Source organism: Ruegeria sp. H7 (assembly GCF_056532945.1).
In genome coordinates, this window is sequence record NZ_JBQFNZ010000002.1 from 388,251 (window position 1) to 410,312 (window position 22,062).

17 protein-coding genes are annotated in these 22,062 nt (G+C 61.1%); 10 read left to right on the plus strand and 7 right to left on the minus strand.

The window, feature by feature from the left end; all coding sequences use genetic code 11:
• Positions 1-118 precede the first annotated feature (118 nt).
• From ACR0AC_RS06990 to ACR0AC_RS07005, 4 genes are read left to right on the plus strand one after another with little or no spacing between them, the layout of a single operon-like run.
• The gene (locus ACR0AC_RS06990; protein ID WP_480780695.1) at positions 119-2,383 is read left to right on the plus strand and encodes a sensor histidine kinase NtrY-like; all 2,265 of its coding nucleotides are present in this window, start codon (positions 119-121) and stop codon (positions 2,381-2,383) included.
• Complete coding sequence (gene ntrX / locus ACR0AC_RS06995; RefSeq protein WP_170450251.1) at positions 2,380-3,789, plus strand: nitrogen assimilation response regulator NtrX; 1,410 nt, start codon at positions 2,380-2,382, stop codon at positions 3,787-3,789. The genes ACR0AC_RS06990 and ntrX overlap by 4 nt, the downstream gene beginning before the upstream one ends.
• A 24-nt stretch (positions 3,790-3,813) precedes the next feature.
• Positions 3,814-4,392 (plus strand): helix-turn-helix domain-containing protein, encoded by a 579-nt coding sequence (locus ACR0AC_RS07000; protein ID WP_170450253.1) that lies wholly within the window; start codon positions 3,814-3,816, stop codon positions 4,390-4,392.
• Positions 4,393-4,445: 53 nt separating this feature from the next.
• Positions 4,446-5,606: an MFS transporter gene (locus ACR0AC_RS07005; protein WP_480872549.1), complete on the plus strand. Its 1,161-nt coding sequence runs from the start codon at positions 4,446-4,448 to the stop codon at positions 5,604-5,606.
• Here ACR0AC_RS07005 and ACR0AC_RS07010 read toward each other — a convergent pair.
• Positions 5,598-6,077 (minus strand): hypothetical protein, encoded by a 480-nt coding sequence (locus ACR0AC_RS07010; RefSeq protein ID WP_170450257.1) that lies wholly within the window; start codon positions 6,075-6,077, stop codon positions 5,598-5,600. The genes ACR0AC_RS07005 and ACR0AC_RS07010 overlap by 9 nt on opposite strands.
• Positions 6,078-6,173: 96 nt before the next feature.
• Between ACR0AC_RS07010 and trkA the strand changes: the two genes are divergently transcribed.
• From trkA to hflX, 4 genes are all read left to right on the plus strand, one after another.
• Positions 6,174-7,550 carry a Trk system potassium transporter TrkA gene (gene trkA, locus ACR0AC_RS07015; protein ID WP_170518960.1) on the plus strand — a complete coding sequence of 459 codons (1,377 nt, stop codon included), beginning with the start codon at positions 6,174-6,176 and terminating at the stop codon, positions 7,548-7,550.
• The gene (locus ACR0AC_RS07020; protein WP_480872551.1) at positions 7,550-9,088 is read left to right on the plus strand and encodes a TrkH family potassium uptake protein; all 1,539 of its coding nucleotides are present in this window, start codon (positions 7,550-7,552) and stop codon (positions 9,086-9,088) included. The genes trkA and ACR0AC_RS07020 overlap by 1 nt, the downstream gene beginning before the upstream one ends.
• A gap of 130 nt (positions 9,089-9,218) precedes the next feature.
• The gene (gene hfq / locus ACR0AC_RS07025; protein ID WP_010440340.1) at positions 9,219-9,458 is read left to right on the plus strand and encodes an RNA chaperone Hfq; all 240 of its coding nucleotides are present in this window, start codon (positions 9,219-9,221) and stop codon (positions 9,456-9,458) included.
• On the plus strand, positions 9,458-10,729 hold the full coding sequence (hflX, locus tag ACR0AC_RS07030) for a GTPase HflX (protein ID WP_480872553.1): 1,272 nt from the start codon (positions 9,458-9,460) through the stop codon (positions 10,727-10,729). The genes hfq and hflX overlap by 1 nt, the downstream gene beginning before the upstream one ends.
• Positions 10,730-10,732: 3 nt before the next feature.
• On the opposite strand, the gene ACR0AC_RS07035 is transcribed toward hflX, so the two are convergent.
• The 4 genes from ACR0AC_RS07035 to hemB all read right to left on the minus strand — a co-directional run bounded on the left by ACR0AC_RS07035 (position 10,733) and on the right by hemB (position 15,578).
• Positions 10,733-11,128, minus strand: a complete 396-nt coding sequence (locus ACR0AC_RS07035) for a nuclear transport factor 2 family protein (RefSeq protein ID WP_480872555.1) — start codon at positions 11,126-11,128, stop codon at positions 10,733-10,735.
• 107 nt (positions 11,129-11,235) lie between these two features.
• Positions 11,236-13,698, minus strand: coding sequence for a penicillin acylase family protein (locus ACR0AC_RS07040; protein ID WP_480626069.1), 2,463 nt, complete (start codon positions 13,696-13,698; stop codon positions 11,236-11,238).
• Between the two features lie 165 nt (positions 13,699-13,863).
• The gene (locus ACR0AC_RS07045) at positions 13,864-14,436 is read right to left on the minus strand and encodes a YSC84-related protein (RefSeq protein WP_170450268.1); all 573 of its coding nucleotides are present in this window, start codon (positions 14,434-14,436) and stop codon (positions 13,864-13,866) included.
• Between the two features lie 143 nt (positions 14,437-14,579).
• Positions 14,580-15,578, minus strand: coding sequence for a porphobilinogen synthase (gene hemB / locus ACR0AC_RS07050; protein WP_480872557.1), 999 nt, complete (start codon positions 15,576-15,578; stop codon positions 14,580-14,582).
• Between the two features lie 119 nt (positions 15,579-15,697).
• On the opposite strand from hemB, the gene ACR0AC_RS07055 reads away from it, so the two are divergent.
• Together ACR0AC_RS07055 and mfd are read left to right on the plus strand one after the other, a co-directional pair.
• A complete protein-coding gene (locus ACR0AC_RS07055) occupies positions 15,698-16,222 on the plus strand; it encodes a component of SufBCD complex (RefSeq protein WP_170734883.1) in 525 nt (174 codons plus the stop codon).
• A 21-nt stretch (positions 16,223-16,243) separates the two neighbouring features.
• Positions 16,244-19,699: a transcription-repair coupling factor gene (gene mfd / locus ACR0AC_RS07060; protein ID WP_480872559.1), complete on the plus strand. Its 3,456-nt coding sequence runs from the start codon at positions 16,244-16,246 to the stop codon at positions 19,697-19,699.
• On the opposite strand, the gene ACR0AC_RS07065 is transcribed toward mfd, so the two are convergent.
• Both ACR0AC_RS07065 and ACR0AC_RS07070 read right to left on the minus strand, forming a co-directional pair.
• Entirely contained in the window at positions 19,696-20,373 is a 678-nt protein-coding gene (locus tag ACR0AC_RS07065) for an SH3 domain-containing protein (protein ID WP_480872561.1), read from the minus strand. The two genes, mfd and ACR0AC_RS07065, sit on opposite strands and share 4 nt — an antisense overlap.
• Positions 20,370-22,034 carry a hypothetical protein gene (locus tag ACR0AC_RS07070; protein WP_480872563.1) on the minus strand — a complete coding sequence of 555 codons (1,665 nt, stop codon included), beginning with the start codon at positions 22,032-22,034 and terminating at the stop codon, positions 20,370-20,372. The genes ACR0AC_RS07065 and ACR0AC_RS07070 overlap by 4 nt, the downstream gene beginning before the upstream one ends.
• Positions 22,035-22,062: the final 28 nt, after the last annotated feature.

Consider the following 22,062-nt stretch of genomic DNA (forward strand, 5'->3'; position numbering starts at 1 on the left):
CCACACAAAGCGTGGCATCCGGGTATCGCCTGGGCAACGACCACGACATATGGCGGTTCGTCGCGCAAGCGACACATCAGAATGAGGGCAGACGGTGGCAACCCGAGCACAGAGCGGGATGATCCCATCGATTAGTCGATGGCGAAAATCCCGAAAACTGCGCAATTTCGGCACCTTGGGGCTGGTTCTTCTAGGACCTGCCTTGGCGCTTGCAACCTATCTTGTCATTGGTCCGTTTGATCTGGGGGCGACCGCCCCGACATTGCGTCTGATTCTTCTTGCAGATCTGGTTTACGTGCTGGTTGTCGCGGCCCTTGTGCTGAGCCAGTTGGGCAGCCTGATCGCGGCGCGACGGGCGAAATCGGCAGGCTCTCGCCTGCATTTGCGTCTGATCGGGGCGTTTACGCTATTGGCGCTGGTGCCCACGGTGACAGTTGCGATCTTTGCCGGGCTGACGGTGAATATCGGCCTTGAGGGCTGGTTCTCGGACCGTGTGCGGCAGGTTGTCGGCTCATCCCTGACCGCAGCCGAAGCGTATGAGCTTGAACACCGCCAAGGGCTGACACAGGACGCGGCTGTTCTGGCGCTGTATCTCGACAATGCCCGATCACGCGATTTCTACATCTCGGACGCTGAACTGCGCGAGGTTCTGGCGCAAGGGCAATCTCAGATCCAGCGCGGCCTGCGCGAGGCCTATGTGATCGATGGCAGTGGTGAGATCCGCTCGCGCGGGGATCGGTCTTACCTGTTCAACTACGAAGCCCCGACGCCCGAGCAGATGATCGAGGCAACGGATAATGGCCTTTTGATCATCGCCGATTGGGAAAACAACGAATTCCGCGCGCTGGTGCCCTTGCAGGCCTATCTGGACCGGTATCTCTATGTCAGTCGCGAAGTGGACGGCCAGTTGCTGACCCTGCTGGACGACACCAAGGAAACGGCGCAGTTCTACCAACAGCTCGAAAGCGAACGGGGACGGGTGCTGTTCGAATTTGGCCTTTTGTATCTGGGCTTTGCGCTGATCCTGATCCTTGCAGCCATGTCCCTGGGCATGTGGTTTGCCGAGCGTCTCTCGCGCCCCGTGGGACGCCTGACAACCGCCGCGCAGCGCGTCGGCGCGGGCGACCTGAGCGTTCAGGTGATCGAAGAGGCCAGCGACGACGAAATCGCCATGCTGGGGCGGTATTTCAACCAGATGACCCGACAGTTGAAGGGCCAGCGCGACACGTTGCTGGAGAACACACGTCAGATCGAAAGCCGCCGCCGCCTGTTCGACTCGGTGCTAAGCTCGGTGACATCGGGCGTTGTCGGAGTGGACCCTGATGGGTGCGTGACCTTCGTTAACCGTTCAGCCGAACGGTTGCTGGATTGGTCGCGTGGCGAACAGCATCTGGCCATCGGTATTGCGGTGCCTGAGTTTTTGCCTCTGTTCGAGAGCTTGAAGGACAGCGGGCAAGAGGCTGTGCAGGGCGAAATCAAGGTGACCCGCAAGGGGCAGTTGGAGAACCTGCTGGTCCGGATGGCCACGCGGCGGGGTGAGGATGGCGGGCTTGAAGGCTATGTTGTGGCCTTTGATGACGTCACCGATCTGGTCAGCGCCCAGCGGATGGCGGCGTGGGGCGACGTGGCCCGGCGGATCGCGCACGAGATCAAGAACCCGCTGACCCCGATCCAGCTGAGCGCTGAGCGGATCAAACGCAAATTCTCGCGCAAGCTGGACGAAGAGGATTGCGATAGCCTCGAGTCGATGACCGACGTGATTGTGCGCCAGACCAATGACTTGCGGCGGATTGTGGACGAGTTTTCGAAATTCGCACGTATGCCCGAGCCGGAACGGCGTGAGGAAGACGTTGTCGCCTTGGTGCGCGAGGCTGTGTTGCTGCAGCAGGCCGGGCAGCCCAACGTGCAGATCGATGCGGATCTGCCTAATCAACCAATCGCGGCGGATCTGGATGCGACCATGCTCAATCAGGCGCTCACAAACCTGATCAAGAACGCAGGCGAAGCCATTGATACCTTGAAGGAAAAAGGTGCGCCTGCAAACCTGAAGCCACAGATCAAGGTGGCCGTTTCCGACGATGACGCGGGTACGATCATCACCATTGCGGACAACGGTATCGGTCTGCCCGAAGACCGGGCGCGGTTGTTTGAACCTTATGTGACCACACGCGACGAAGGGACCGGGCTGGGCCTGCCCATCGTCAAGAAAATTATCGAGGAACATGGCGGAGCGCTGACGCTTGAAGACGCGCCCGTATTCGACGGACAGGACCATTTTGGCGCGATGGCCGTGATCCGTTTGCCGGGGGCGAATCTGCCCACCAATTCAGCGCCACAGAAGCAGGCGATTAAAACCAACAAACTGAAAGCAGGCCAAAGATGAGCGACATTCTGATCGTAGATGACGAACGCGATATTCGCGAGCTGGTGTCCGACATTCTGGAGGACGAAGGCTATTCCACAAGGCTGGCGGCAAACTCGGACGAGTGCATGTCGTCGATCAATGCCGAACCGCCAGGGCTGTTGATCCTGGATATCTGGCTGAAAGACAGTCGGATGGACGGCATCGATATTCTGAAGGCGGTCAAACGCGACAACCCGGATGTGCCGGTGGTGATCATTTCGGGTCACGGCAATATCGAGATCGCGGTCGCCGCGATCAAGCAGGGCGCGTATGACTTTATCGAGAAGCCCTTTAACATCGACCAACTGATGGTGGTGATCCGCCGCGCGATGGAAACCTCGCGCCTGCGCCGCGAGAATGCCTCGCTGAAACGCAAAGAGGTCAGCAATTCGGACATGATCGGCAAATCGGCCTCGTTCCGGGCGATGCAGGGCCAATTGGACAAGGTCACCAAGTCGAACGGTCGCGTGATGCTGAGCGGTCCGGCCGGGTCGGGCAAGGAGATCGCCGCGCGCTATATCCACGCCCATTCCAACCGCGCCAACGCGCCGTTTGTGACCGTCAACTGCGCCGGGATCGAGCCGGAGCGGGTCGAAGAGGTTCTGTTTGGCCGCGAATCCTCGGAACGCGGGGTGGAATCGGGCTTGCTGGAAGAAGCCCATGGCGGTGTGATCTACTTTGATGAGGTCGCCGATATGCCGCTGGGCACGCAGTCGAAAATCCTGCGGGTGCTGGTCGATCAGCAATTCCAGCGGGTTGGCGGCAGCGACAAGGTGCGGGTCGATTTGCGCGTGATCTCGTCTACGAACAAGGACCTGGACGACGAGATCGCAGCCGAACGGTTCCGGGAGGAATTGTATCACCGCCTGAACGTGGTGCCGATTGCGGTGCCGTCGCTGGAAGACCGGCGCGAGGATATTCCGGTTCTGGCCCAGCACTTCATCGAAATGTGCAACGAAACCCAAGGTCTGCCGATCCGCGAATTGTCGGAAGAGGCCGTGGCGCTGCTGCAAACCATGACTTGGCCGGGCAATGTGCGCCAGTTGAAGAACCTGATCGAACGGGTGCTAATTTTGGGCGATGGCACCGGGCCGATTGAGGCTCGTGAATTGCCGAGCGACGAGGATAAGGCCGAAGAGTCGGGCCGTGTTGTCCTGTCCGGTGCGCTGGCGACCTTGCCTTTGCGTGAAGCGCGTGAAGCGTTCGAGCGTGAATATCTGCTGACCCAGATCAATCGCTTCGGCGGCAATATCAGCCGCACCGCCAGCTTTGTTGGGATGGAGCGCAGCGCGCTGCACCGCAAGCTGAAATCGCTGGGGGTTGTGACCTCGAACAAATCCGGTGCGCGCGTGGCGCAAATCGATGAGCCGGAACCGGCGGAGTGATGTACCGGAAAGACTGTGCTGGCCATGAGCGTTCTGACATCAGGGAACAGGCTTGAAACACGCGGGTACCCCGGCTTTGGCAAACGCCTGAAACGGTTGCGCCGGTCGGTCGGGTACAAACAATCTCATCTGGCCGAGTTGCTGCAGGTGGATCAGGCGACCGTCTCAAGGTGGGAGCGGGGCGGGCAAACCCCGCCGCCGGACACTCAGCAGGCTGTGTTTGCCGCGCTAGGGCCTGCACGTGCGGATGACAGCGCCTTGCGGCGGCTGGTCATGACCTCGTCCGACTGTCTGCATCTGGTCGAAGAGGCCAGCCATAAATGCCTTGCCTATTCCGCCAGCCGGGCACGGGATTGGAAGACCAGCCAAAACGCTCTGCTGGGCGTATCACTCTGGCAATTCGCAACCGAGGAAATTCAGCAGGCCGAGGCCGAACTGGACGCCGACGGCTGGTGGGACATGCACACGCCTGCGCCAAAGGCGTTTCAGACGTCTGAGGCCGTCCATGACCGCATTCGCATCAGCGCCGGAGAGATCATCTGGGAACGTCTGTATCTGTCGGACGGAACACCGGTGCGCCTTGTCAGTGGATCCAGACATTAGGGCCGCATAATTTATGCGTTCCGTGGTCTGACTGGGCGCTGTAGAAGCGGCGTATGAGACAAGCATTTCAGGTCCTTCTGCTCTGGCTGGCCGGGCTGGGCGCGGCGACGCAGTTTGCCAAGATCGCGGTGCCTTTCCCCCAGCTTTTGCAGCTGTATCCCGATCACGCGGATACGTTGGGATGGCTGCTGTCGATCATCAGCCTGCTCGGTGCCGTGCTGGGGGCCGTGTCCGGGGCAATCGTGGGTCGGGTGGGGCCTTTGAAGCTGCTGACTTTCGGCCTGTGTCTTGGGGGTGCGATTTCAGTGTTTCAGGCAACATGGCCCGGGTTTTACGTCATGTTGGCCAGCCGGTTTGTCGAGGGTCTGTCGCATCTGGCAATCGTCGTCGCCGCCCCAACGCTGATCGCGCAGATCACCAGCGGCAAGGCGCGGAACATGGCCATGGTGCTGTGGAGCACTTTCTTTGGCGTAGCCTTTGCGCTGAATGCGTGGCTCGGGCTGCCTTTGATCGAGCGGTTTGGGCTGACTGCGTTCTTCCTGCTGCACGGTTTTCTGATGATCGGGGTCGCGGCGTTGATCCTGATAACTCGGTTGCCCGTGCAACCCGCCTCGCCAACAGTGCCGTGGCGGTGGAGCGAGGTGCTGCATGTCCATCTGCGCACCTACCGGTCGCCTTTCGTGTCCGCGCCAGCCGTTGGGTGGTTCTTTTACACGCTGACCTTTGTGTCCTTGCTTGCCATCCTGCCGGGCCGTCTGCCCGAAGAGACAAGCGGTCAGATTGCCGGGCTGATGCCGCTAGCGGGGATCGTGCTCAGCTGGGTGGCCGTGCCATTTCTGCTGAACGTGATGCCGTGTGTTGCCGTGATTAATCTGGGGTTTGGGCTGGGTATACTGTCCATTGCTGGCGGTTTCCTCGGCCTGCCGCTGGAAATTGTCTGCGTCCTGCTGTTTGCGGTTCTGGGCCTTGTGCAAGGGGGCAGTTTTGCCGCCGTGCCGATCCTGAACCAAACCGCCGAGACACAGGCGCTCAGCTACGGGGCCATGGCGCAGATGGGCAACGCGGGCAACCTGCTGGGCACGCCGGTTTTGCTGGCTGTTCTGTGGCGGGTTGATGAGGCCGGAATGCTGATCACCGTGATTGGTATCTACGCATTAGCCATTTTTGCGCATCTGGCCTTGTCCCGCCGACGCGCGGCGCAAGGCTCAACCTGATTGACCGGGCGAGATGATCTGGAATGACCCGTCATCGAATTTGACAAAACAGGATTGCGTCGTCAGCGGGGGCAGGGTGGTTGTGCGGGCAAGCGGCACGCTGGATTTCACGCCCGATTTGCAGGGCGGCAGGCTGACCGGGCGATAGCCCTTTTGCGCCATGCACTGCGCCTCGACCTTGTTGCGCAGGGGTTTGTTGACGTCCACCGTGTAGACATTTCCCGGCTCCCACCATCCGGGTGAGCGATAGCACCTACCGCGCCCGTCGCAATAGGTCCGACCGGGCCAATAGACCGGCGGGCTTTGCCGGATCTGGTTGGCAACCGGCGCATCCTTGAGGGCCTGAACCTGACACTGGGTCGTTTCCGTCTGCATGCGCGAGACGCTCTCACCCTCGCGATAATACAAAGACAGGGGGCCACAGGCGCCAAGCGCCATCAGGGGAACCAACAGGGCAACAAGTGTTTTCATGTGCTTATCTTGCCCCAGACCAACAGTTAAGACAATTCAATTGACCCCTATCGGGCCATCTGTCATTCAAAGAATTCAGGCAGAAGGGCCAGGAACATGAAGGTCATCATTTGCGGTGCGGGTCAGGTTGGCTGGCAGATTGCACGGCACCTTTCGGGCGAGCTTAACGACGTCACCGTGGTGGACAACAACCCTGATCTGGTGCGCCGCGCGACCGAAACGCTGGACGTGCAGGGCATCGCAGGCTTTGCCAGCTATCCGGATGTTCTGGACCGGGCCGGGGCGCGGGATGCGGATATGATCATCGCCGCGACCCACTCGGACGAGGTGAATATGGTCACCTGTCAGATGGCGCATTCGGTGTTCTCGATCCAGCGCAAGATCGCGCGTTTGCGGTCAAAATCCTATTTGCAGGCGATCCATTCCGACCTGTTCCGCCGCGATCACCTGCCCATTGACGTGGTCATCAGCCCTGAACGTGAGGTTGCCGCCGCCGCCATGCGCCGATTGTCGGCCCCTGCGGCCTTTGACACCGAATTGTTCATGGATGGCAAGGCTCAGCTTCTGGGCATTCGGGTGGATGAGGATTGCCCCATCGTGAACACCCCGCTGCGCCAGTTGACCGACCTGTTTTCGACCCTCAGCTCGATTGTTGTCGGGGTCCGGCGCGAGGGCACTCTGTTTGCCCCTGAATCCGAGGACCAACTGTTTGTGGGCGACGAATGCTATGTCTTCACAAGCGTAAATGACGTCGACCGCACGATGGAGGTCTTCGGCAAGTCGCAAAAACGACAGGACCGCGTGGTGCTTGTGGGCGGCGGCAATGTGGGCCTTGAGGTTGCCCGCACGCTGGAAGAACGCGAGGGCCGGGTCAGGGCGAAGATTATCGAGCGGGATCGCCAATGCGCCGAAAAAGCTGCCGAAGCGCTAGAGCGGACAATTGTATTGCACGGCGACGGCTTGGATTCGGCTCTGCTGAGTGAGGCAGGCATTGACCGCGCCGATGCGATGCTGGCGGTCACGGATGATGATCGTACCAACATGCTGGCCGCCGTGCGGGCCAAGGCCGAAGGCTGCGCGCTGGCGATTGCCTTGATCAACGACCCCAGCATGGTCGCCCTGATGGGCCCACTGGGCATTGACGCCTATATCAACCCGCGCGCCACGACGGTCAGTTCGATCCTGCGTCATATCCGCCATGGACGCGTGCGGCAGGTCTATTCGATTGGCGATGCCGAGGCCGAGGTGATCGAGGCCGAGGTTCTGTCAACCTCGCCCATGGCCGGTCAAAGACTGCGCGATATCGACTTTCCCGAAGGTGTGCTGGTGGGGGCCGTCCGCAAAGGGGATGATGTATTGCGTCCCACGGGCAGCCTGCGGATCGACGAAAAGGACGTTGTTGCGATCTTTGCCATGGCCAAGGACGTGCCCGAGGTTGAGCGGCTGATGCAGGTCTCGATCGATTTCTTCTGATGGCACGTGTGAAACCACAACAGGTCGGGCTATTGCGGCGGTTGCCGCTGTTTTTGCTGATCTGGGGATGCGTTTCGATCTCGATGTGGGTGCCGGCGGTCTTTGCGCTGGTGCTGGATGATCACGATACCTCGCGCGCTTTTCTGTATTCCGGTTTTTTGGGGCTGTTTCTGGTGGCGACCATTTCCCTTGCATCCTCAAACCGGGTGCCGCGGCGGGGCACTTTGGGGCAGCTGGCGGTGCTGTTGGGGTGTTTCACGGTCCTGCCGCTCTTTCTGGCCATCCCGTTTCACGAGGCGCTTGGCAACACCACTTTTCTGAACGCCTATTTCGACATGGTCAGCGCCCTGACCACAACCGGTGCGGATCTGTTTCCCAACCCGGACCGCCTGAGTGCGCCGCTGCATTTGTGGCGGGCGATGGTGGGCTGGATGGGCGGACTGCTGATGTGGATTTCGGCGGCGGCGATCCTGGCCCCCCTGTCACTGGGCGGGTTCGAAGTGACCGCAAAGGGCCAGCCGGGGCGCCCCGTCTCGGGCGTGGCCCAAAGTGAGACGGTTGACCCACGCGGCCGCCTGATCCGGGTGACACGCACACTGACCCCGGTCTATGCAGGTCTGACGGCCGTGATCTGTATCCTGCTGTTGATCGCCGGAGAGCAGGGCCTGACCGCCATCTGTCACGCGATGTCGGTCATGGCGACCTCGGGCATTTCGCCGGTCGGCGGGCTTGAGGGCGCACAGGCCGGGATCACCGGTGAGGCAATTCTGCTTCTGTTCCTGTTCTTTGCCTTGTCCCGCCTGACATTCTCGGCGGACACGGCGACAAGCGGCTTTTCGCGGCTGGACAAAGACCCCGAGTTTCGGATCGGCCTGCTGATCGTGCTCGCGGTTGCCGCTCTGCTGTTTTTCCGCGTTTGGGCCGGGGTTAACGAAATTGGCGGGCAGCTTCAGCCCTTGCAGGCGCTGCATGTCATCTGGGGCATGCTGTTCACCGGCCTGTCCTTTCTGACAACCGCCGGGTTTGAAAGCGCCAACTGGAACGATGCGCAACAGCTTTCGGGGCTGGGAACACCCGGTCTGATTTTGATGGGCCTTGCGCTGGTCGGCGGCGGCGTCGCCACCACAGCAGGCGGCGTGAAATTGTTGCGGGTCTTTGCGCTGTACCTGAACGGCGCGCGCGAAATTGACCGGCTGATCCACCCCTCCTCGGTCAGCGGGGCCGATGGCGGCAATCGGCGCATCCAAAGTGACGGCGCGTTTATCGCCTGGATCTTCCTGATGCTGTTTGCCCTGACGCTTGCGGTGTTCAACCTGCTGCTGGCCATGATGGGGTCGGGGTTCGAACAGGCGATGGTCCTTAGCGTTGCCGCGCTCAGCACGACCGGCCCGCTGATCGAGCTGGCCACGGATGTCCCGATCCGGCTGATCGACCTGTCGGGTGGGGCCAAACTGACGCTGTGCGCCGCGATGGTGATTGGGCGGCTTGAGACGTTGGCAATCATCGCCCTGATCACCCCATCGCTGTGGCGGGATTAGGCCAATGTTAAGTCTTGGCATTACTGCCTGATTTTTCATCTGGAATATCTGGGCGCAGCACTCCATACTCTGCCAGAGGGAGCGCGTTGGTCCGCAGCGCGTAGCAAGAACAACGGCGAGATAACAAAATATGGCTTCGGACAGACAGAATCTTCAGGACGCGTTCCTGAACAATGTACGGAAAGCAAAAGTCCCGGTCACGATTTTCCTGATCAATGGTGTAAAATTGCAGGGTGTGATCACCTGGTTCGACAATTTCTGCGTGCTGCTGCGCCGCGACGGACAGTCGCAACTGGTCTACAAACACGCGATTTCGACGATCATGCCATCGCAGCCGATCAGTCTGTATGAGGGCGAAGACGCCTCTTGATGGAACATGAACGGAGGCGCACCCGGGCCTGGGTGCTGCATCCTGAAATCAAGTCAGATGAACAGCGCCGTGTCCCCGAACCGGCGCTGGCCGAGGCGGTGGCACTGGCCGCCGCGTTGCCCGATCTGGATGTGATCGGGTTCGAGATCGTGCGCCTGCAACGCGCCCAGCCGGGTCTGCTGTTCGGCAGCGGCAAGATCGAGGAACTGGCCGAACGGCTGCATGACGCCGAGGTCGAGCTGGTGCTGATCGACGGGCCGGTCACGCCGGTCCAGCAGCGCAACCTGGAAAAGGCGTGGAAGGTCAAAATCCTCGACCGGACCGGATTGATTCTGGAGATTTTCAGCGACCGTGCGCGCACCCGCGAAGGTGTGCTGCAGGTCGAAATGGCAGCGCTCAGCTATCAGCGGACGCGGCTGGTGCGGGCTTGGACCCACCTGGAACGTCAGCGCGGCGGATTGGGCTTTGTCGGTGGTCCGGGTGAAACGCAGATCGAGGCCGACCGACGCGCGATTGATGAACAACTGGTCCGTCTGCGGCGTCAGTTGCAGAAGGTGGTCAAGACGCGCACGCTGCACCGTGCGGCGCGGGCCAAGGTGCCGTATCCGATTGTGGCGCTTGTGGGTTACACCAACGCAGGCAAATCCACGCTGTTCAACCGCCTGACCGGGGCCGAGGTGATGGCCAAGGACATGCTGTTTGCCACGCTGGACCCAACCATGCGCCGCGTTGTTCTGCCTGACGGCCCCGAGGTGATCCTGTCGGACACGGTGGGTTTCATCTCGAACCTGCCCACCGAACTGGTCGCCGCTTTCCGCGCCACGCTGGAAGAGGTGCTGGGCGCCGATCTGATCGTGCATGTGCGCGACATCAGCCATGAGGAATCGCAGGCGCAGGCCGAGGATGTGCAGGCCATTCTGACCTCATTGGGGGTCGATGATGAACGCCCGATGTTGGAGGTCTGGAACAAAACCGACCTGCTGGACCTTGATGAACGCGAGGCGACACTGGCCCGCGCGGATCGGGATCCTGCGATCTTTGCGATCTCGGCCGTGACGGGGGATGGGATTGACCCGCTGCTGGCGGAAATCGCCACGAAACTGCAGGGCGTCCGCCATCAGGTCACTCTGTCCCTTGGGTTTTCCGAGGGCAACAAACGCGCCTGGCTGTTCCGGCAGGATGTGGTCCGATCCGAAGAACAGACCGAAGATGGTTTCGAAATCACCGTACTTTGGACCGACAAACAGGCGGCTCAGTTCGCCGGGCTGTAAGGCTCAGTCGCGACCGACCTGCCTTTGATACTCGGCCAGGTCAAACCACCAGGATGAGGATCGCACCTTGTGGTTGGCGTCTAAATCCCATTCCTCCCACCCGCGGGTCACGACCGGGTTGCCGGTTTGCGCGTGGTTGCCCTCCAGCGTCCAAACGAACAGGGCGTGGGTTCCGGCCCATCGCAGCATATCGCAGCGCAGGTCCAGATCGGGGAGTTCCGCGTACAGATCGCGCGCCATCGCGGCTATAGCCTCGCGGCCTTCCAGCGGCGTGCCGCCGTTGATGGTCATCTGACAGTCCGGCGCAAAATAGCTGGCGACAGCATCGGCATCACCGGAGCTCCAGGCAATGGCGTAGTCGCGCGCGAGGTTGTTCAGGACATCCCGAATACTGGCCATGATCGCCCCCTTGGTCCCACATAGTCGGTAGGGGGATGGTAGGCGAAACCGGGCAGGGGTGCCACGGTGCCCTGCAGCATAGGGCGGGGACTCGCCGACCCGGCGGATTATCGCGGAATCAGAGTGGTCACACCAACGGCGGCGGCCCGCGCCAGATCGATGTCGAGTGACATGGGGATGTATTCTCCGCGCCGCCACAGTTGCGCCTGATCGTCATAGTAGCGCGACAGGAAATGCCCTGACTGACCGGTGGCCGTGATAAACACGGAACTGTCGGGGTCAGCGAAATCATAGACGCCGCGATAGCCCGCGCCGTGGACATTCTGGAACGGATCCGGCCCTTCGCCCGAGGTGCGCCCGCGCAGCAGCGTGTTGTCACCGCCGCTGGTCGATTGCCGGATGTTCACGAAATAGCGCAGGACCGGAACCTGTCCCAGAACCGGATGATCATGCGTCGCCTGATGCGCATCGCCCCAACGCAGCGATTCCAGGGCCGAGCCGTAATTCTCGGAGATCCAGATCAGCGCGTCATCCAGCGCCAGCCGGGCCATGTCGGTGCAGGTTTCCACCGGGGCGCTTTGGCGGACGTCGCACCAGACCGAGGCACCATCGATGTCGCGATAAACCCGTTCGATGAACAAGGGTTCCACATGCTTGAACTCGCTGGCCAGCGGGCCAAGTTCATCCGCGATCAGGCGGATCTGCAACGCGCGCAGCCAGGCGGCGTAGATCAGGGGTTCGGGCAGATGCTCGTTCATCTCGCCGTTCCATTCGGCCAGCAGAGACAAGGCGATCTCGCGCTGGCGTTCGGGCGTGCCTTCGGGGGCAGACGCGCCGGTAAACCACAGATCAGCCCCGATCAGCGGCAGCAGTGACCGCGCGGTGAAGCTGACAGTGTCCAGTTGCGCCTCGATAAAGCTGTCGCGGGTGTGGACCTCGCGCGATTGCATCAGACGTTCCCAGCGATGAACGCGCTGGGTGTCGCCCCATTCGTACGAGACATGGTTGGGAAAGGGGCGGTCGATGATCTTGTTGTTGGTGTTGCCTAGCAGGCCGCCTATGGGGGCCACGAATTCGGGGTTGTTGGCATAAGGCAGGCGGCCCTGCCAGCGGTTGGCGTCAATCCAGCCGGGAGTCGGGATACGGCCCTTGCTCTGGTTTCGCAGGTTGCGTTGCGGCATGGCGCCGATCAGTTTCATGCCGATCGTGTCCCCATCGACCAGTGAAAGGTTTTGCGACGGAGCGATAAATTTCTCTCCAACCTCAAGAGCTTCCCGCACGGTGTTCACGTTCATCAAACCCATCGACGCGCTCATCGACGTGTCGTTCGGGCTGAGCGCGGTCCAGGACAGGGAAACCACATGACCGGGTGGCGTGATCGTTTCCAGATCGTAATGGCTGCCGGGCAGAACCGGACCATTCTCGGTCCAGCGCAGGGTCAGGGTAATGGGGGCTTCATCCTTGATCTCGATGATCGAGGGGCGGGTGCGGAATTCCTTGTAGCCGTCTGGGGTCAGGTATTCTTCGGGATTGTCGGGGTTCAACTGCTCGATATGCAGGTCCTGGTCGTCCAGATACGAGGATGTCAGGCCCCAGCCCAACCGGTCGCTGCGTCCGCTCATGACGGCAGGAATGCCGGGTATTGTCGCGCCGATCACGCCGCCATTGGCCAGCCCGAGATGCGCCAGATACCACACACCGGGCGCAGTGAAGCCCAGATGCGGGTCATTGGCCAATAGCGTTCCACCACTGGCAGATCGGGTGGGTGCTGCGGCCCACGCGTTCGACGCGCCCGCAAGCCCGCGTTTGGGGAACGGCGACAGGGGCGTGTCCGGCATGTCTGTTCCGGCTGCATAGCGGGGCAGGCCGGGGAACAGCGCGGCATATTCCGGCAGGGCGGCGATGCCGGGGCCGGGGACGTCTGGCAGAATGTCAGAAAGGCGCGCGGGGTCGTTCAGCATCAGGGACGTGCGCGCGCGCAGAACCTCATCCTGCAAATGGCCCGACAATTGCAGCCCCATCAGCTTGATCACCGCAAGGCTGTCACCCGGTTGCCAGGGCGACACGGGGGCGTTGAACAGAAACATTTCGGGCGCGCCACGGCCCAAAGCCTCTTCGTTGATCTGTGTCAGGCGGGCGTTGACGCCAGCGGCATAAGCCCGCAGCGCGGCTTTTGTGTAATCGTCCTGCGCGTCAACCGACCGATGGGCCAGACCATAGAGGTCGAGCCGGCGCAACAGCTTATCGATGGGCACCGTCCGAGCGCCAAAAACCTCGGACAGACGACCCTGCGCAGTGCGGCGCATGACGGTCATCTGCCACAGGCGATCCTGTGCATGGGCATAGCCCAGACCGTAGAACACATCCGGGTCGGTTTCGCCAATGATATGCGGGACGTTTGCGGTGTCGCGAATGATTTCAACCGGGGCGGTTAAGCCTTTAACCTCAAGGGTTTGATCGTATTCGGGCAGGGACTGGCTGGCCAGAAAATAGACCAGCCCGATTGCGGCAAGCACCAACAGGATCAGACCCGAGGCGATACGCACCAGCCAGCGAAAAACAAGACCCATAAATGCCCCTCAATCCCGTTCGATTATCGTTTGCGCAAAGACTAATGGATGGGGCCAGCAACCGAAAGAGGAACGCGGCAGGAACCTGCCCTGATGTACCGAAAATAAGTGCCCCGCCGCACCGGAATGCGACGGGGCTTGCCAGAGGGGTGTGGTGTTCGAAACTTACGGAATGATCCGGGTGTATTTGGTGCCTTCAACCGTTGCACCGATCTGCAGGCCCGCTTGTCCGAAGACAGCGGCCAGAACCGGTGTGCGCAGCGTGGTTGTGTCGGTCGACAATGAATCGCCTTGATCGCTGACCACGTAGCCAATGTCAGCCCCGGCGGTCCAACCGCTGGAGCGGCGGAAATCGTTCAGCGCGTCCTCGGTCATGAAGAACAAGACGTGTGCGTATTGCTGTGCGCCGATCTGAAGGCCCGCGCTGCCTTTGACGGCCGAGTAATAATCGACCGTCGCACCGTTGATCTGCAACGCGCCGCGCCCGTAGCCGCCACCAAAAACAAACCCGGCTTCCGTGATCAGGGGCATCACCAGCAAGCCATTGGCTTTGTTGGCAATTTCAACCGTGTTTGGATAGCGGCTGTACATCTCGGTCAGCGTTGCGGCGACGCGTGCATCAATCGTGGCTGCGTTCGAATTGCCAACGCCGTTGCCGCAGGCTGCGGTCAAGGTCAGCCCAGCCATGCCAAAAGCAAAGCCGCGACGGCTCAGTCGGGGGGATTGGGAACTGCTCATATGTCCTGTCTCTTGTAAATGTGCCTGATATGTCGGGTGATCCCGATCTTATGTGCAAGAATACGCCGATTGCCCGTATATGTCACGGGAAAGCTTTGCGCGCCTGCGTATCAATAGGCGAAATATCGCGACAATCCGGGGTTTTAGCCCTGCAGCATCTCTGCAACCTTGGGGGCGAAATAGGTCAGGATACCGTCGCACCCGGCGCGTTTGAAGGCCAGCAGGCTTTCCACCATGACCTTGTCGCCATCGATCCAGCCGTTCTGCGCCGCCGCCTGGATCATCGCGTATTCACCCGAGACCTGATAGGCATAGGTCGGCGCGCCGAATGTGTCTTTCACCCGGCGGCAGATATCCAGATAGGGCATACCGGGTTTGATCATCACCATATCCGCGCCCTCGGTCAGGTCGCGTTCTATCAGGCGCAGGGCTTCGTTCGAGTTCGCGGGGTCCATCTGGTAGGTTTTCTTGTCACCCGTCAGCGCACCCGAGGCTCCAACCGCATCGCGGAACGGACCATAAAAGGCGCTGGCGTATTTGGCGGCGTAGCTGAGGATCATCACGTTATGGTGCCCTGCGCCTTCCAGCGCCGAACGCATCGCCCCGATGCGGCCATCCATCATGTCCGACGGGCCAATGATGTCCGCGCCGGCCTCGGCCTGAGCAAGGGTCATCTTGACCAAGGCTTCAACGGTCCGGTCATTCACGATCTCGCCATCGACCACGTATCCGTCATGGCCGTTGATATTGTAGGGGTCCAGCGCCACGTCGGTCATGATCGCGATCTCTGGCGCGGCCGCCTTGATCGCGCGGATTGCACGGTTCGACAGGTTGTCGGGGTTCCAGGCTTCGGCACAGTCTTCCGTTTTCAGTGCCGGATCGGTGTAGGGAAAGATGCAAATCGCCGGGATTCCAAGGGCCTGAGCCTCAACCGCTGCCTTGGCTATCAGATCGACCGAGCGGCGAATGACGCCGGGCATCGAAGGCACCGGTTCTTCCACACCTTCGCCCTCGCGCACGAAAACCGGCCAGATCAGATCGTCCGTAGTCAGCGTATTCTCACGCACCAAGCCCCGAATTGCCTCGGACTGCCGGGCCCGGCGAAAGCGGGTCATGGGGTAGGGGGCGATGGTCGGTTTCATGGCGCGTGCTCCTTGAACATTGCCGCATTGGGTGGCATGAATTCGCCTAAGGCTCAAGGGTACCAATGGACGCGTCGCTGCGATAGAACCCCCTGAGGATTTTGAATAAAGGGCTGGGTTTGGACTGGTACACCTCGATCTTCGAACTCATCGACATGCGCAGCTTTTCGAATCTGTGGTTCTGGATCGTTCTGGCGGTGATGTGGTCCTCGGCCAGCCATTGGGTGATGGGGGTGCCTTACGACCTGGTCGTGCGGGCGCGCCGGATCGGCGGGCAGGTCGAGCTTGATCTGCTAGACATCGTGCGGATCAATTCCAACCGTTTGCTGTATCTGGTGGAAGTGTCGGGCGCAGTCCTTCTAGCGCTGGCCTGTTTTGTGTTTACCGGCATGGCAACGCTTGGGTTTTATTACGGGGTCGAGTTTGCACAGGCCCTGTTCCTGTTGATGTTCCCTATGACCATCGTCACGGTTCTGAACATTGTTCACGCCCGTCGCTTGCGGCAACATGAACTGACGCTGGAAAGGGTGGCAAAAGCCTTGTCTCGGTGTCGGCTTTATACCCAGATCATCGGCATGATCTCGATACTGGTCACTTCCCTCTGGGGCATGTATCAGAACCTCTCGATTGGCGTTCTGGGATAGCGAAATCTGAAAGGCAAGGCGATGAAGGCTCCGAACCACGTGACAGTCGGCGGCGCCCCGGAAGGGTTTGACGCGCAGCTTGTCCTGAACGAGATCGCGCGTTCGGGTGGGCCGGTCTGTCACGTCGCGCGGGATGACAAAAGGATGGAGGCGATGCGCGCCGCATTGGCCTTCTTTGCCCCGGACATGCCGGTCTTTGTGTTCCCCGGCTGGGATTGCCTTCCTTATGACCGGGTGTCGCCCAATGCCGATATCGCCGCAGCGCGAGTGGCAACTTTGGCGGCTTTGGTGCATCAGATGCCCGAGCGGTTCGTGCTGCTGACCACGCTAAACGCCGCGACCCAGCGGGTGCCGGCGCGTGACGTCCTGCGCGAGGCTGCATTCACCGCCCGTGTGAACCATCGCGTGGATGAGGACGCGCTGCGCAAGTTTCTGGTGCGCATGGGGTTCACCCAAAGCCCCACGGTGATGGAACCGGGCGACTATGCGATCCGGGGTGGCATCATCGACATTTTCCCGCCGGGTGAATCCGGGCCTGTCCGGCTGGATCTGTTCGGTGATGTGCTGGACGGCGCGCGCCGGTTTGATCCAGTGTCCCAGCGCACGACCGAGAAGCTGGAGGTGGTTGAACTCGCCCCGGTTTCCGAGGTCATTCTGGACGAGGCTGCAATCACGAGGTTTCGCCAGAACTATCGCATCGAATTCGGCGCTGCCGGAACTGATGATCCGCTGTATGAGGCTGTCAGCGCAGGCCGAAAACACCAAGGCGTCGAACACTGGCTGCCATTTTTCCACGAAAAGCTTGAAACGCTGTTCGATTATCTGCCGGATGCGACAATCACGGTTGATGATCAGGTGACACCGGCACGGCTGGCACGTTGGGATACGATTGCGGATCAGTACGAAACCCGTCGTCTGGCGTTGGAAAACCGCTCGCGCATGGATGCGGTCTACAAGCCTACGCCGCCCGGATTGCTGTATATGGATGACGCGGCGTGGGAACAGGCCGTGGGTGACCGGCGGGTGATGCAGTTCAGCCCGCTGCCGCAGGCCAGCGGTCCCGGAGTGATCGATGCGGGCGGGCGGATCGGGCGCAACTTTGCACCCGAGCGGCAGCAGGAAAGCATCAGCCTGTTCGGCGCGCTGGCGGGTCACATCACCGACAAGCTGTCCAATGGCCCGGTCCTGATCGCCTCGTATTCCGAGGGCGCGCGCGAACGTCTGACCGGGTTGATCGAGGATGAGGGGCTGGCCGAAGCCATCCCGGTCACCGACGGCACCCGTGTCGGCAAGCGTGGGCTGCATCTGGCGGTCTGGGCGCTGGAACACGGGTTCGAGACCCCGGATCTGACGGTGATTGCCGAGCAGGACGTGCTGGGCGACCGCCTGATCCGCCAGCCCAAGAAACGCCGCAAGGCCGAGAATTTCCTGACCGAGACCCAATCGCTGTCCCCCGGTGATCTGGTGGTTCATGTCGATCACGGCATTGGCCGGTACATGGGCATGGAGGTGGTCACCGCCGCTGGGGCTGCCCACGAATGCCTGCTGCTGGAATATGCCGAACAGTCCAAGCTGTACCTGCCGGTTGAAAACATCGAACTGCTGTCGAAATACGGCCATGACGAAGGGCTGCTGGACCGTCTGGGTGGCGGCGCGTGGCAGGCCAAGAAGGCCAAGCTGAAAGAGCGTATCCGCGAGATGGCGGACAAGCTGATCCGCATCGCGGCTGAACGCGCCCTGCGCAAGGCTCCGGTGATGGACCCGCCCCCCCACGCGTGGGAGGAGTTCAGCGCGCGATTCCCCTATCAGGAAACCGACGACCAGCTGCGCGCGATTTCCGAGGTGATGGAGGACATGCATTCCGGCGCGCCGATGGATCGTCTGATCTGCGGCGACGTGGGGTTCGGCAAGACCGAGGTCGCCATGCGCGCGGCCTTTGTCGCCGCCATGTCGGGCGTGCAGGTGGCGGTGGTTGCGCCGACCACCTTGCTGGCCCGTCAGCACGCCGCCAGCTTCAAGGAACGGTTCCGGGGCTTCCCGCTGGAAGTGCGTCAGCTCAGCCGCTTTGTCTCGGCCAAAGAAGCGCAACAGACCCGCGACGGGTTGGCGCGCGGCACGGTGGATATCGTGATCGGCACCCACGCGTTGCTGGCCAAAGGGGTGCGGTTCCAGAACCTCGGCCTGCTGATCATCGACGAGGAACAGCATTTCGGTGTCGGCCACAAGGAACGCCTGAAGCAACTGCGCTCGGACATTCACGTGTTGACGCTGACCGCCACTCCGATCCCCCGGACGTTGCAATTGAGCCTGACCGGCGTGCGCGATCTGTCGATCATCGGCACCCCGCCCATCGACCGCCTTGCCATCCGCACCTATGTCAGCGAATTCGACGCAGTCACTATCCGCGAGGCGCTGCTGCGCGAGCACTATCGCGGCGGGCAGAGTTTTTACGTCGTTCCCCGCATCTCGGACCTGCCCGAGATCGAAGAGTTCCTCAAAGACCAACTGCCCGAACTGACTTATGTCGTCGCGCATGGCCAGATGGCGGCAGGTGAGCTCGACGACCGGATGAACGCGTTTTATGACGGCAAATACGACGTGTTGCTGGCGACAACGATTGTCGAAAGCGGGCTGGATATCCCGACTGCAAACACGATGGTTGTGCACCGGGCGGATATGTTCGGTCTGGCGCAGCTCTATCAGATCCGGGGGCGGGTCGGGCGCTCAAAAACCCGCGCCTATGCTTACCTGACCACCAAGCCGCGCCAGAAACTGACCGCGACGGCCGAAAAACGGCTGCGGGTTTTGGGCTCGCTGGACACGCTGGGGGCAGGGTTCACGCTGGCCAGCCAAGACCTCGACATTCGCGGCGCGGGCAACCTGCTGGGCGAGGAACAATCCGGTCAGATGCGCGACGTGGGCTATGAACTCTACCAATCGATGTTGGAAGAGGCGATTGCCAAGATCAAGGCCGGTGAGATGGAGGGGCTGTCGGATGCCGACGACCAGTGGGCCCCGCAGATCAATCTGGGCGTCCCGGTTCTGATCCCCGAGGAGTACGTGCCCGATCTGGACGTGCGTCTTGGCCTCTATCGACGTCTGTCGTCGCTCTCGACCAAGGTCGAGTTGGAAGGCTTTGCCGCGGAACTGATCGACCGCTTCGGTGCTTTGCCGAAAGAGGTGAACACCCTGATGCTGGTGGTGCGCATCAAGGCGATGTGCAAACGGGCGGGGATTGCCAAGCTGGATGGCGGGCCGAAGGGTGCTACGATCCAGTTCCACAATGACAAGTTTGCCTCGCCTCAGGGGCTGGTGGAGTTCATCCAGAACCAGCGCGGCCTTGCCAAGGTCAAGGACAACAAGATCGTCGTGCGCCGCGACTGGAAGAAGGACAGCGACAAGATCAAGGGCGCTTTTGCCATTGCCCGCGATCTGGCGGAAAAGGTTGTGGCCGAGAAGAAAAAGGCGAAAGCCTAATCCCCGGTCACAAAGGTACAAAGCTGCCAGTCGCCCGCGTCGGATTTCACCAGTGCGGCGCGGTAGCCCACCATGGACCACAGGAAATCGCTGTGCATATAGCCGAGTGTGCCATCAGTCAGGCGGACCAGTTGGTATTCGGCGCCGTCCTGATATTCGGGCACCAGAACGACCTCGTGGCTGATGAAGTCCAAAATACCGCCACTGCGCGCTGCGGACCGGCGCAGGGTGACCCGGTCTCCGGTCACGAAATAGGCCAGAAACGGATCCAGCGCGGCGGGCAGAGAGATCTGCCATTGATGCGGCATCCAGAATTCGCCCTGATCATCGAAATAGCCGGGCTGGGACAAAGTGTCTTCCAACGCAGTCCAATAGGCTTCGCGCAGCGCGTCGGCCTGGTGGCGTGTATCCTCGGCCAGCGTTTCGGGCGGTACGGTCAGGCTTTGCCGAAACGCTTCGGGGCCGCTTTCGGTGCCGTGACTGATATAGATATCGGGGCAGGCGGCGGCGATCACGGCCTCGGTATCGCGAGCGGCGACTTTGGCCAGCAGGTTGTCGCGAAACGCCACCAGAGACGGGTCACTGCCCGCCTGATCGGCGGGGGTGAAACTTTGGCGATCCGCCCAGACCGGCCCACAGATCAGCGCGGCCAGCGCAAGTTTCAGTGATTTCATTCGGCAGCTCTCATCGCGGCTTGGGCGCAGAAACAGGATGCGCCGACTGCACCGTCGGCTCGTGCCAGCGCAAGGTCAAGCCGTTGTTTGATCTGTTTGATTTCAACCGTCTCGCTGCGCGCTTTCAGGCAATCATGAAGGCCCTTCAGGCTCCAGACATTGTCCGGATGGATCGAGGCGCGGCTGAGGTTTCCGCCCAATCCCAGATCCTTGCGATAGACCGCTTCGGCCTCGGCCACATGGCCTTGTTCGAACAGCAGGGCCCCAAGTGCGTGGCGCGTGGGTTGCATCCAGCCCCACGGCTCATCATAGGGCAAGGTGTCGTCCAACTCGACCGAGCGGCGCAGGTGCGCAAAGGCGATCTCGAAATTGCCTTTGCGGTATTCAATCTCGCCGCGCAGCATCTCGGTTGCGACCTCCAGCAGATCGATAACGCGGTTGTTGTGCAGCCGCCGCGCCTCGGGCACGCAGGCTTTGGCGCTGAGGAACAGCTGTTCCTCGGCTTCGGCCTGCGCCACATCGCCGGTTGCGGCATGGGCGATGGCGCGGGCGTAATAGGTGGTTGCCGTCAGCGTGCGGAACAGGTCGGGGTCTTCGGGCAACTCCAGTGCCTTGGCCTCTTCCCAGCGGCCAAAGCGGATCAGGATATGAGGGCCCATCGACATATAGCTTTCGAAGAAATCCGCCATGGGCGGGCTTTCAACGCGCAGCATTTCTTCGGGCGTGGTGTCCCAAAGCCCCTGATTGGCGCGCAGTGCGGGCTCCATCTGGCCCAGAAACAGCGCGCCATAGATGGTGAAGTGATAGTTGTGCTGGCGATAGCCGGTATAGATGTTGAACGCGCCTTCACGTTCGTAATACTTCAGATCGGCGACCGAGGCCTTTTCGTTCCAGTGCACCACATTCTGATAGTGCCCGCAAAGCACATCGATATGGGTCGGCATATGCACAAGATGCCCGGCATCGGGGACCAAAGTACGCAGCACGTCGCCTGCTTTCAGCGCTTTTTCCGGGGTCGGCGACATTTCCATCAGATGAACATACAGATGCAGCAGGCCGGGATGAGACATGGCGGCGGGGTCATTGTCCATCGCCCATTCCAGTGCCTCTTGCGCTTCAAGTGTGGCGGCCCCTTCGGCGGGTTTGCCGGTGCTCAGGTCCCACATTTTCCAAGGGGTCAGGTTCAGCAGGGATTCGACATAGATGGTGCGCAGGTCCAGATGTCCGGGCTGGGCAGCGAAGGCTGCGCGCATGGCGTCGGCAAAGTCGAAATCCCATCGATGCATATCCTCGACCGGATCCCGTTGCGGGTAACGCGCAGGCAGGGCGTTGATCAGCGCCTTTTCGACATCGGTACATGTGTCCGTCAGCGCCAGCGCCTTCTGCGCGGCGTCATAGGCTATGCCAAGGGCCTTTTGCCGCCCCCGGTCATCCTGCAATTCCCATGGCAGGTTGTAGTTCGGACCGGCGGCATAAGCGACGCCCCAATGGGCCATGGCGCAGGCCGGGTCATGCTCAACCGCTTTCTGGAAACAGACCACAGCCTCACCGTGGTTATAGCCATAGGTCCAAGCCAGACCCCGGTCGAACCAAAGCTGGGCCTCGGCCGATGATGTGGTGACGGGGCAGGAATAGGTGCCCAAATCGTAATCATAGCTCATCAAATAACCTCCCCCGGAATGTTCAAGG

Bases quoted from the DNA above. Each gene is read 5' to 3' on its own strand.
- ACR0AC_RS06990 (WP_480780695.1), top strand. From the start codon at position 119: ATGATCCCATCGATTAGTCGATGGCGAAAATCCCGAAAACTGCGCAAT.
- ntrX (WP_170450251.1), top strand. From the start codon at position 2,380: ATGAGCGACATTCTGATCGTAGATGACGAACGCGATATTCGCGAGCTG.
- ACR0AC_RS07000 (WP_170450253.1), top strand. From the start codon at position 3,814: ATGAGCGTTCTGACATCAGGGAACAGGCTTGAAACACGCGGGTACCCC.
- ACR0AC_RS07005 (WP_480872549.1), top strand. From the start codon at position 4,446: ATGAGACAAGCATTTCAGGTCCTTCTGCTCTGGCTGGCCGGGCTGGGC.
- ACR0AC_RS07010 (WP_170450257.1), bottom strand. From the start codon at position 6,077: ATGAAAACACTTGTTGCCCTGTTGGTTCCCCTGATGGCGCTTGGCGCC.
- trkA (WP_170518960.1), top strand. From the start codon at position 6,174: ATGAAGGTCATCATTTGCGGTGCGGGTCAGGTTGGCTGGCAGATTGCA.
- ACR0AC_RS07020 (WP_480872551.1), top strand. From the start codon at position 7,550: ATGGCACGTGTGAAACCACAACAGGTCGGGCTATTGCGGCGGTTGCCG.
- hfq (WP_010440340.1), top strand. From the start codon at position 9,219: ATGGCTTCGGACAGACAGAATCTTCAGGACGCGTTCCTGAACAATGTA.
- hflX (WP_480872553.1), top strand. From the start codon at position 9,458: ATGGAACATGAACGGAGGCGCACCCGGGCCTGGGTGCTGCATCCTGAA.
- ACR0AC_RS07035 (WP_480872555.1), bottom strand. From the start codon at position 11,128: ATGGCCAGTATTCGGGATGTCCTGAACAACCTCGCGCGCGACTACGCC.
- ACR0AC_RS07040 (WP_480626069.1), bottom strand. From the start codon at position 13,698: ATGGGTCTTGTTTTTCGCTGGCTGGTGCGTATCGCCTCGGGTCTGATC.
- ACR0AC_RS07045 (WP_170450268.1), bottom strand. From the start codon at position 14,436: ATGAGCAGTTCCCAATCCCCCCGACTGAGCCGTCGCGGCTTTGCTTTT.
- hemB (WP_480872557.1), bottom strand. From the start codon at position 15,578: ATGAAACCGACCATCGCCCCCTACCCCATGACCCGCTTTCGCCGGGCC.
- mfd (WP_480872559.1), top strand. From the start codon at position 16,244: ATGAAGGCTCCGAACCACGTGACAGTCGGCGGCGCCCCGGAAGGGTTT.
- ACR0AC_RS07065 (WP_480872561.1), bottom strand. From the start codon at position 20,373: ATGAAATCACTGAAACTTGCGCTGGCCGCGCTGATCTGTGGGCCGGTC.
- ACR0AC_RS07070 (WP_480872563.1), bottom strand. From the start codon at position 22,034: ATGAGCTATGATTACGATTTGGGCACCTATTCCTGCCCCGTCACCACA.